General features: G+C 49.7%; 13 protein-coding genes. 8 read left to right on the forward strand and 5 right to left on the reverse strand.

Annotation, left to right across the window (positions count from 1 at the left end; translation table 11 throughout):
- The 8 genes from Q0231_RS15715 to Q0231_RS15750 form a co-directional block, all read left to right on the forward strand.
- A partial coding sequence (locus tag Q0231_RS15715; protein ID WP_299349033.1) for a DNA-directed RNA polymerase subunit alpha occupies positions 1-607 on the forward strand: 607 nt, incomplete at its 5' end.
- 39 nt (positions 608-646) lie between these two features.
- Complete coding sequence (rplQ, locus tag Q0231_RS15720; protein WP_269394021.1) at positions 647-1,072, forward strand: 50S ribosomal protein L17; 426 nt, start codon at positions 647-649, stop codon at positions 1,070-1,072.
- A gap of 170 nt (positions 1,073-1,242) precedes the next feature.
- The gene (locus Q0231_RS15725; protein WP_299349037.1) at positions 1,243-2,574 is read left to right on the forward strand and encodes a replication-associated recombination protein A; all 1,332 of its coding nucleotides are present in this window, start codon (positions 1,243-1,245) and stop codon (positions 2,572-2,574) included.
- A gap of 17 nt (positions 2,575-2,591) precedes the next feature.
- On the forward strand, positions 2,592-2,972 hold the full coding sequence (gene crcB / locus Q0231_RS15730) for a fluoride efflux transporter CrcB (RefSeq protein ID WP_299349039.1): 381 nt from the start codon (positions 2,592-2,594) through the stop codon (positions 2,970-2,972).
- A complete protein-coding gene (locus Q0231_RS15735) occupies positions 2,969-3,967 on the forward strand; it encodes an RluA family pseudouridine synthase (RefSeq protein ID WP_299349042.1) in 999 nt (332 codons plus the stop codon). The genes crcB and Q0231_RS15735 overlap by 4 nt, the downstream gene beginning before the upstream one ends.
- Positions 3,968-3,970: 3 nt before the next feature.
- Positions 3,971-4,345 (forward strand): DUF1801 domain-containing protein, encoded by a 375-nt coding sequence (locus Q0231_RS15740; RefSeq protein ID WP_299349045.1) that lies wholly within the window; start codon positions 3,971-3,973, stop codon positions 4,343-4,345.
- Positions 4,345-5,007 carry an HAD-IA family hydrolase gene (locus Q0231_RS15745; protein ID WP_299349047.1) on the forward strand — a complete coding sequence of 221 codons (663 nt, stop codon included), beginning with the start codon at positions 4,345-4,347 and terminating at the stop codon, positions 5,005-5,007. Before Q0231_RS15740 ends, Q0231_RS15745 begins: the two co-directional genes overlap by 1 nt.
- A 5-nt stretch (positions 5,008-5,012) precedes the next feature.
- Positions 5,013-5,795, forward strand: coding sequence for an ATP12 family chaperone protein (locus Q0231_RS15750; RefSeq protein WP_269394027.1), 783 nt, complete (start codon positions 5,013-5,015; stop codon positions 5,793-5,795).
- Here the strand turns inward: Q0231_RS15750 and folK are convergent.
- The 5 genes from folK to Q0231_RS15775 form a co-directional block, all read right to left on the reverse strand.
- Positions 5,792-6,229, reverse strand: a complete 438-nt coding sequence (gene folK / locus Q0231_RS15755; RefSeq protein WP_269394028.1) for a 2-amino-4-hydroxy-6-hydroxymethyldihydropteridine diphosphokinase — start codon at positions 6,227-6,229, stop codon at positions 5,792-5,794. The two genes, Q0231_RS15750 and folK, sit on opposite strands and share 4 nt — an antisense overlap.
- On the reverse strand, positions 6,229-6,618 hold the full coding sequence (folB, locus tag Q0231_RS15760) for a dihydroneopterin aldolase (protein ID WP_269394029.1): 390 nt from the start codon (positions 6,616-6,618) through the stop codon (positions 6,229-6,231). Before folB ends, folK begins: the two co-directional genes overlap by 1 nt.
- Positions 6,619-6,621: 3 nt before the next feature.
- Positions 6,622-7,473 (reverse strand): dihydropteroate synthase, encoded by an 852-nt coding sequence (gene folP / locus Q0231_RS15765; RefSeq protein WP_299349053.1) that lies wholly within the window; start codon positions 7,471-7,473, stop codon positions 6,622-6,624.
- The gene (gene rimO, locus Q0231_RS15770) at positions 7,466-8,815 is read right to left on the reverse strand and encodes a 30S ribosomal protein S12 methylthiotransferase RimO (protein WP_269394031.1); all 1,350 of its coding nucleotides are present in this window, start codon (positions 8,813-8,815) and stop codon (positions 7,466-7,468) included. Before rimO ends, folP begins: the two co-directional genes overlap by 8 nt.
- 54 nt (positions 8,816-8,869) lie before the next feature.
- Positions 8,870-10,112 (reverse strand): aminotransferase class III-fold pyridoxal phosphate-dependent enzyme (locus Q0231_RS15775; RefSeq protein ID WP_299349056.1); only part of this gene is annotated, 1,243 nt, incomplete at its 5' end.

Below are 10,112 nucleotides of genomic sequence, written 5' to 3' on the forward strand. Positions count from 1 at the left end.
TGATGGTGCTGAGATCAATATGGAATTCACAGTTGAGACTGGTAAGGGCTATGTGCCTGCTGATCGCAACCGTCCTGAAGATGCGCCAATTGGCTTTGTATCTGTGGATGCGTTGTTTTCACCAATTAAGCGCGTGTCTTATAAAGTGGAGAACACCCGTGAGGGCCAAGTTCTTGACTATGACAAGCTTAATTTGACAGTTGAAACTGATGGTTCAATTACCCCTGAAGATGCTGTGGCATTTGCTGCACGTATCTTGCAAGACCAATTGAATGTGTTCGTGAACTTTGAAGAGCCTGAGAAGGAAGTGGTTGAAGATGCAACGCCTGAGCTTGCATTTAATCCTGCGCTTCTCAAGAAAGTTGATGAGCTTGAATTGTCTGTTCGTTCTGCAAACTGCCTGAAGAACGACAACATCGTGTACATTGGTGATTTGATCCAAAAGTCGGAAGCGGAAATGTTGCGCACCCCGAACTTTGGCCGTAAATCACTAAATGAAATTAAAGAAGTTCTGGCGCAAATGGGCCTGCATCTTGGTATGGATGTAGCCAACTGGCCGCCTGAAAACATTGAAGATCTCGCGAAGCGTTTTGAAGATCACTATTGATCTTTTTCGCTTAACGCATTGAGTTGACAGGAGAATAGAATGCGCCACCGTAAAGCCGGTCGCAAGTTGAACCGTACTGCAAGCCATCGTAAAGCGATGTTTGCAAATATGGCCGCTGCGCTAATTAAGCACGAGCAGATTGTTACAACTGTTCCAAAAGCAAAAGACCTACGTCCAATCGTCGAAAAGTTGGTGACACTTGCGAAGAAGGGTGATCTTCACTCTCGTCGTATTGCCGCTTCTCGTATTGGTGATGAGACGCAAGCAAAGAAATTGTTTGATGTTTTGGGCCCACGTTACCAAGACCGTCAAGGTGGTTACACACGTGTGCTTAAAGCGGGTTTCCGCTATGGCGACAACGCACCAATCGCAGTGATTGAGTTTGTTGACCGCGATATCACAGCAAAAGGCAAAGATTCTGGCCCAACTGCTGAGCGTCAAGACCAAGCAGAAGAAGCAGCGTAAGCTACTTTATTTCTGGTATGAATTAGGGCGTCCTTCGGGGCGCCTTTTTTTTTGGCTCATTAAAGAAGGCTGCATGACGGTATTCCGAACTGTATATCATTGCCTGAGTGGTTGGCGACCAGATGGTCCTCATGTTATTTAGAGTTACAATAGCTTTCTAAGCGAGTGAAATGACCGACCTTTTTATTGAAGACTTATCTAACACGCCTGATGAAGATCGGCCTCTGGCCGATCTATTGCGCCCTCAGTCTTTGGCTGATGTGGTTGGGCAAGATCATTTGGTGGGTGAAGAAGGCATTTTGACCCGGATGATAAAGTCCGGGCGGTTGGGTTCTTTGGTATTTTGGGGGCCGCCGGGGTCTGGCAAAACAACAGTTGCCCGTCTGTTGGCGCAGAATGTCGACTATCACTTTCATCAGATTTCTGCGATTTTTTCCGGTGTTGCTGACCTCAAGAAGGTTTTTGAGCAGGCGCGGGATTTAAAACGGTCTGGCAAGCGAACCTTGTTATTTGTGGATGAAATCCACCGGTTTAACAGAGCACAGCAAGACAGTTTTTTGCCAGTGATGGAGGATGGCACGTTAGTTTTGGTTGGTGCGACAACGGAAAACCCGTCGTTTGAGTTGAATTCAGCTTTATTGTCTCGGGCCCAAGTGCTTACTTTTAAAGCCCACGACGATGAGGCCGCAGAACAATTGCTGCGCCGCGCAGAAGAGCATGTGGGGCGAACATTGCCGCTGAGTGAGGACGCACGAATTTCATTGGCTGAAATGGCGGATGGTGATGGCCGAGCTTTGTTGGGATTGGTTGAAGAGATCTTTGCAGCCACTGTTGATGGCGATGAGTTGGACAGGGAGGGGCTCGAGCGGATCGTTCAGCGCCGGGCGCCAGTTTATGACAAAGGACAGGATGGGCATTACAACCTTATTTCAGCGCTGCACAAGACCATTCGTGGATCTGACCCTGATGCGGCGCTTTACTATTTGACGCGCATGCTGGTTTCTGGGGAAGATCCGATGTTTTTGGCGCGTCGGTTGATCCGCATGGCGGTGGAAGATATTGGCCTAGCTGATCCACTTGCCCTGCCACAATGTGTGGCGGCACGGGATGCTTATCAAATGCTTGGCTCGCCCGAAGGGGAATTGGCATTGGCGCAGGCAGCTGTTTATTTGGCAACGGCGCCAAAATCTAACGCTGTTTACACTGCCTACAATCAGGCCACGGCATTTGCCAAAACAACTGGTTCGCCCATGCCACCAAAAAGCATATTGAATGCGCCCACCAAATTGATGAAAAATGAGGGATACAACAAGGGGTATATTTATGATCACGACACCCCTGAAGGCTTTTCTGGGCAAGACTATTTCCCCGATGATTTAGGGCGACAAGAGTTCTATCATCCTGTAGAACGCGGGTTCGAGCGGGACGTGCAAAAGCGAATGGACTATTTCAAGCGCTTGCGTTTCAGCAAAACTGCAGGCAAAACGGGCCTGAGTGAATAAGTTAGAAAGACAGTTGAATGTCCTATTTGCTGGTCGGTTTGGGCGGTGCATTGGGTGCTATGGGGCGACATAGCGTTGGCCAGTTGGTAATGCGATTTGGGCTAATTGGTTTTCCTTACGCCACGATGATCGTGAATGTAATTGGTTCATTCATCATTGGGGTTGTTATCGGGTATTTGGCCAAGACAACGCCTGAATGGGGCCAGTCAGCCCGGCTGTTTCTAGCGACCGGCTTTTGTGGCGGGTTCACGACATTTTCTGCATTTTCGTTAGATGCAATTGTTCTTTATGAGCGCGGTCAGGTGATGGCTGCTGCTGGTTATGTAGGTTTGTCTGTAGTGCTTTCGATTGCAGCATTGTTTGGCGCATTGGCGCTTATGAGAGGTTTGGCCCTATGAGTGGCGTACAACAACGAATAGTCACCGCAGAAGAAGAAGGCATGCGCCTTGATCGCTGGTTTTCTGTTCATTTCCCAGATTTGCCGTTTTCACGCCTTCAACGAATTATCCGAAAGGGCGAAGTACGGATTGATAAGGGGCGTGTGAAAGCGAACACTCGGCTTGCCAAAGGGCAAACCATTCGGGTACCGCCGATTGGTGATTTGCCCGAAACTCACAAAGAGTATCAGCCGCGTGTCGTCGAAAAAGACGTGCAATTGTTGCGTGATATTACGCTTTATGAAGATGAGACCATTTTGGTGATTAACAAGCCGCATGGTCTTGCTGTGCAAGGCGGCAGCGGCACCAAGTATCACGTGGACAAACTGCTAGAAAGCATTCCGAACAAGAAGGGTGAAAAGCCTCGGCTTGTGCACCGTTTGGATCGTGATACGTCGGGTTGCTTGCTGATAGCGAAAACACGTCAAGCTGCCTCACATTTCGGCAAAGTGTTTCGTTCCCGTTCAGCTCGTAAGATATATTGGGCGGTAACAGCATATGTGCCCCATCCAAAACAAGGCAAGATTTCTTGTTTTGTCGCCCGTCAATCGACAGAAGATGGCGAGCAAATGCGTGTGGTTGGTAATGGCGTTGACGGGGCGCAGCACTCGTTGACCCATTATTCGGTTACAGAAGATGCCGGCGGCAAGTTTGCTTGGGTGACCTTAAAACCAGTGACTGGTCGCACACACCAGTTGCGTGTGCATATGCAGCAAATGGGCACGCCAATCATTAATGATCCACGCTACTTCAATATTGAAAACTGGGAAAAGCCTGATGACTTGGGCGAAGGATTGCATTTGCACGCGCGCCGTCTTGCTATTCCATTGCCTAACGGCAAGCAGTTGGATATTACCGCGCCATTACCCCCGCACATGCAAAAGACGTTTGATATGTTCGGGTTTAACGTCAAATATTATGACCAAAACGACGAAGATGCCTTAGACGAGGATTGATCGGTGCCTGACCTTAGTCACTTTGATAAGCTTGAAGAGCCCGTCGCAGAAATTGCGCATGTGGTTTACGAGTTGGTGGCTGAGGTTGATCCCAATTTATACCGGATGAAGCGGTGGGGTTTTCCTGGGTTTGTTGGCAACTCCACAATCGTGACCGTTTGCGGACAGCCTAAGCACGTCAATTTGCAGTTTTTCTATGGGGCACATTTGCCCGATCCACTCGGGTTGCTGGAAGGCATAGGCAAAGATCTGCGGCATATCAAATTTCGGTCAATACCAGACACCGCACGCGAGGGTGTGCGTGAAGTAATATTGGCTGCAATTGAGTATGACAAAACATTGCGCGACGAAGGGTTGCGGGCGAGGGCTGAGAGCTAATGCGACTGGTGATTTTTGACGTCGACGGCACGATTGTCGATAGTGCTGCGCATATCGTGGAGAGCGCTCAATTTGTCTTTCACAAAAATAACCTGCCCAAACCTGCAGACGCTGATATTCGTGCAGGGATTGGGTTGAACCTAGATATTATTATGCTGAACTTGCTTGGCGACAACAATCAGGAGCTGGCGCTAAAACTTGAGCAAGACTATCGAGACTATTTCAATCATAAGATTGAACACGGCCTGATCAACGAACAGATTTATACAGGTGCTGCAGAGGCGATCGCGACACTTGGCGCTCAAGATGAGACATTTTTGGGCATCGCCACTGGCAAGCGTTTAAAAGGCGTGGAGCGCCTGTTCAAAGAGCAAGGTTTCGGCCACCATTTCCATACGCTACAAACGCCAGACAATAATCCATCCAAGCCAAATCCAGGCATGGTGTTGACGGCTATGAATGACACGGGCGTTTTGGCCGAAAAAACAGTGATGATTGGCGACACGTCTTATGATATGGCGATGGCAAAGGCGGCTGGCGTAAAAGCGTTGGGCGTAAATTGGGGTTACCACGACCATACAACATTGCGCGAAAGCGGCGCGGATTTGGTGATAGATCACTATCATCAACTCATTGATGCAATTGATGAATTGACGGAGTAAGCACGATGCGTGAGATTTTGGAAGATGCAGAAGCCCATATTGAAGATGGATATGGCCGTGCGCAAAAACACCAAAAACAACAGTTGGCAAAGCGCTTTTATAAACAAGTGAGCGTTGGCGCTGTCGAAGGTGGTTTTGGGGTTCTGTTAGACGGGCGTTCGATCAAATCGCCGGGCAAAACGCTGGTGAAAGTGCCAAGCCAGCGGCTTGCAACATTGCTTGCAGCTGAATGGGATGCGCAGGAAAAAGAGATCGACCCTGCGACCATGCCGTTGACCCGTTTGGTCAATACAACGGTCGAAAAGGGTGAAGAAACGCTTGATGCAGTGAAGGCGGAGATTGTTAAATTCGCCGGGAACGACTTGCTAACTTACAGAGCGGACACGCCACAAGAACTAGTTGATCTGCAATCAAAACATTGGGGCGGGGCGCTTGATGCGTTCACCAGGCGCTATGATGTTTCGTTCAACGTCATTACAGGAGTGATCCACCAAGACCAACCCCCTGAAGTGCAAGCACGGGTTGGTGAGATTATTGCGCCTTATGGGGTGTTTGGTGCCTTTTGCACAATGTTGATCACGTCGATTACGGGGTCAGCAATTCTTTCAGTTGGTTTGGCCGAGGGCTTGTTTAGTGCCTCCGAGGTCTTGAAAATCGCCTATGTAGATGAAGACTATCAAGCTAGCCATTGGGGTGAAGATGCGGAGGCAATGCGTATGCGTGCCTTCAAACGACAAGACTTTGACGCAGCGGTAAAAGTGTTGGAACTGGTCGAAAGAGAACTCTAGGCGTTTGCCTGATTTCTGATCCACTCAACAACAGATGGTGCGATCTCTTCAAGCGGATCCATCACGAAAGCGCGTTCGTGGGCGTGAGGGTGTGGCACCGTAAGCCGCTCATTATTGATTCTGGATTGGCCAAAGGCAATCACATCGATGTCGATGAGGCGAGGGCCCCATTTTTCATCGCGCTTGCGGCCCATCGCTTGTTCAATCATCAAGCACGAATCGAGCAAGTCGATTGGGCCTAGAGCTGTTTCTACTTCAATGGCCATATTGAGAAATGGATCTTGGTCGGTTTTACCCCAAGGGTCCGTTTCGATGATGCGAGATTTGCGGGTGATGTGTACGTCAGGGTGAGCGTCTAGTCGGCGCAACGCCTCTAGTAATTGTGCACGAGGGCGGCCAATATTTGCTCCAAGTCCAAGCCAAGCTTTTCCCATTACTTTGTCTCCCGATCTCGAACCAATTCTATTGCGAATTCACCAGTTACAACGGGAATCGGTGCTTCTGGTTTGCGCACACGTACTCTGACCCATTCAATCGTCTCAAATGTGTCGAACAAGCCATCAATCAAATGCTGCCCAAGCGCTTCGATAAGCTTGAAACGTGTTTGGGTAACACGCTCGTTGACCAAGTTGAAAATCTGGTCGTATGAAATTGTGTCTTCCACATCGTCCGTTAGGCCCGGTTTGGACAGGTCCACACCGCACTCTAGATCAATGCGAAAACGCTGCCCGAGGGCATTTTCTTCCTGCATGACGCCGTGGTAGCCATAAAAAGCTAAGTCAGCGAGCACGATTTTGTCTTCAGTCCGATTTGTCTTTGGCATCAATTATATTTCCCGAGCGGGTGGAGGGCTGTAATAGGTTGCGTGTGCAACTTGCAAAGCGTCATAGTTCTCGCGAACATCGTGCACACGAAATATATGCGCGCCCTGCGTGTATGCTAGTACCGTGGTTGCCCCCGTCGCCGCAACCCGTTCTTTAGGCTCAACCCCCAACAGTTTCCCAAGGGTCGATTTGCGCGAGAATCCAATAAGGATAGGGTACCCTAGTTCAACCAATTCGTCGATGCGACCAAGAAGCGTGAAGTTCTCTTCGTAGGTTTTTGCAAATCCAAACCCTGGATCAAGCACTATTTGAGATTTGGATAGTCCCGCATATTCAGCAATTTGAATGCTTTTGTCAAAGTATCGCTTTAGTTCCGAAACAATGTCTTTTTGTGTGTCGCGGTCTTCGTCCCAATGCATGAGAATAGATGGGGTATTATAGTGCGCGGCAACATCGGCAAGTTCTGGATCGCGTTGAAATCCCCACACATCATTGATGATTGAGGCGCCTGCCTGAATGGCTTGGTGACCAACGATTGCTTTGTATGTATCGATTGAAATGGGCTTATTGATTCTGGCTTCCGCCAAAGCGTCAAGCACCGGCATGATCCGGTCTAGTTCGGCCTGTGCGCCGACTTCCTTGGCTCCGGGGCGGGTGCTTTCGCCACCAACATCGATGATGTCAGCACCTTCGCTTATCATTTGTTTGGCCTGACCAACAGCGTCTGCGGCAGCACTATGCTCGCCGCCGTCAGAAAAGCTATCAGGCGTGACATTTAATATGCCCATAACCAACGGTTTTGGGCCAAGCTCCAAGGTCTTATCGCCCATTTTCAGGGAGAAAGCCTTATGCATCTTTATTTGCTTGTTGGGCTACATCAGCCGGGGTGCCATACAAGTCATATTCGTCAGAATCATTGATGGTGACTTTCACCATATCGCCGGGCTTGATGTTAATTGCGTCGTCAATAAACACTTGCCCGTCGATTTCTGGTGCATCCCATTGGCTGCGGCCCAGAGCACGGTCGTCTTCTGGTGAAACATCATCAACCAGCACGTCGATTGTTCGGCCAACTTTTTTGCTGAGGCGATCAATTGAAATGGCCTGGGCTTTTTCCATCAAGCGGCCATAGCGTTCTTGTTTGATCTCGTCGGGCACTGCGCCTTCAAGTTCATTGGCTGGCGCACCAGTCACAGGTTCATATGTGAAAGCGCCGACGCGGTCGATTTGTGTTTCATCAAGCCAATCAAGAAGTTGCTGGAAGTCGTCTTCAGTTTCACCGGGGAAGCCAACAATGAATGTCGAGCGAATTGCCAAATCAGGGCATATGTCGCGCCACGCTTTGATGCGATCAGCTGTTTTGACCTGGTTTGCGGGTCGGCGCATGGCTTTGAGCACATTTGGCGCGGCGTGCTGAAATGGAATATCAAGGTAAGGCAGAATTTTGCCTTCAGCCATCAGGTGGATCGATTTGTCCACATGCGGGTAGGGGTAGACATAGTGCATGCGAATCCATGCGTCCATATCGCCCAATTCGCGGGCCAAATCGTAAAAACGCGCATCAACGTCGCGCTTGTGAAAGCGTGAAGAGGCATATTTGATATCTTGGCCGTATGCGCTTGTGTCTTGAGAAATCACCATGATCTCCTTAACACCGGCTTTGACCAAACGTTCTGCTTCATAAAGTACGCTTGCGATTGGACGCGACTGCAAATCACCTCGAATGGCTGGGATAATGCAGAAAGTGCAACGGTTTGAGCAGCCTTCAGAAATCTTCAAGTAGGCATAGTGACGTGGCGTCAGACGCAAACCGTCCTCGGGCACAAGTGTTTCAAATGGCTTGTGAACCGGCGGCACATTTTCGTGCACTGCGTTTACAACAGCCTCGTATTGATGAGGGCCAGACACTGCCAAAACATTTGGATGGGTATCCCGGATCAACTGCTCTTCAGTACCCAGACAACCGGTTACAATAACCTTGCCATTTTCTTTGATGGCTTCGCCGATTGCCTCTAGGCTTTCAGCTTTGGCGCTGTCCAAGAACCCACACGTGTTTACGATGACAACGTCTGCGCCCTCGTAGTCACGCGAAAAATTGTAGCCTTGCGCACGCAGGGTGGTCAAAATGCGTTCAGAGTCGACAAGCGCTTTTGGGCAGCCGAGGCTGACAAGTCCGATGGTTGGGTTCTGGTTCATCCAAATTGCCTTTTTGAAGGATCAAAGCGCTTTCTAACGCTTTCAGGCCCCACGTCAAGCAAAGTCGGCAAACACTGCGTCCAACGTATCGCATAAGAAGTCCGCATTTTCTTTGTTGAACACCATGGGAGGCTTGAATTTCAACACGTTTTCAAGCGGCCCGTCGGTTGAAAGCAATATTGCGCGTTCGCGCATTTCATTTACGATTTGGCCAGCAAGATCGGTTGCCGGTTCCAGTGTTTCGCGGTCTTTCACCAGCTCAATGCCCAAGAACAATCCGTGCCCGCGCACATCGCCAACAAATTCGTATTTGTCTTTGAAGGTTTGCCAGCGGTTCAGGATATAGGCACCTAATTCTTTGGCGTGGCTTTGCATGTTTTCATTTTCAATCACATCCATTACCGCCATCCCGACTGCCATCGAGACTGGGTTGCCGCCGAAGGAGTTGAAATACTCCATGCCATTTGCAAAGCTGGTCGCAAGTTCTCTTGTGGTTACCACGGCGGCTAGCGGGTGCCCGTTGCCGATGGGTTTGCCCATCACCACTATGTCTGGCACCACGTCTTGCAACTCAAAACCCCAGAAATGATCGCCAACACGGCCAAAACCACATTGCACTTCGTCGGCGACGCATATGCCGCCTTCGGCGCGGATTGCAGCATAGGCTGCTTGCAAATAGCCTTTAGGGTAAGCGATTTGCCCGCCAACGCCAGATATAGATTCCGCGATGAAGGTTGCGGCCCCATTTCCGGTTTTACTTTTGATGTTACCAACGCATTCTGCGACAGACTGGGCGTAGGCTTTGCCTGAGTTTTCAGAATAGCCTTTGTGCGGCCCGCGATATGGGTCGGGAAAGTCAGCTATTTCAACAAAATCTGGTTGCGGGAAACCGCCTTTGCGCTTGAACTTATAGGGGCTGATGTCCACAGCACCCTGAGAATTGCCGTGGTATGCCCAATCGAGCACCACAGTGTTCTTTTGGCCCGTGGCGTGGCGCGCTATGCGCAGTGCCAACTCATTTGCTTCTGTGCCCGAGTTTACGAAAAACGCAACGGACAATGGATCAGGAAGCTTTGACGTAATGCGCTCAGCATAGTCCAGCACCAACTCATTCAAATAGCGCGTGTTGGTGTTCAAAATGGCGGCTTGTTTGCTGATTGCTTGCACAAGATGAGGGTGACAGTGGCCAATGTGGGTGATGTTGTTGACACAATCTAAGTGCGCTCGGCCCGTTTCATCAAAAAGATGCACGCCTTCGCCGCGCACGATTTTTAGTTTGTTTTTGTATGACACGCTC

It is taken from the genome of uncultured Maritalea sp., from assembly GCF_937139385.1.
GTDB classification, from domain to species: Bacteria; Pseudomonadota; Alphaproteobacteria; order Rhizobiales; family Devosiaceae; genus Maritalea; species Maritalea porphyrae_A.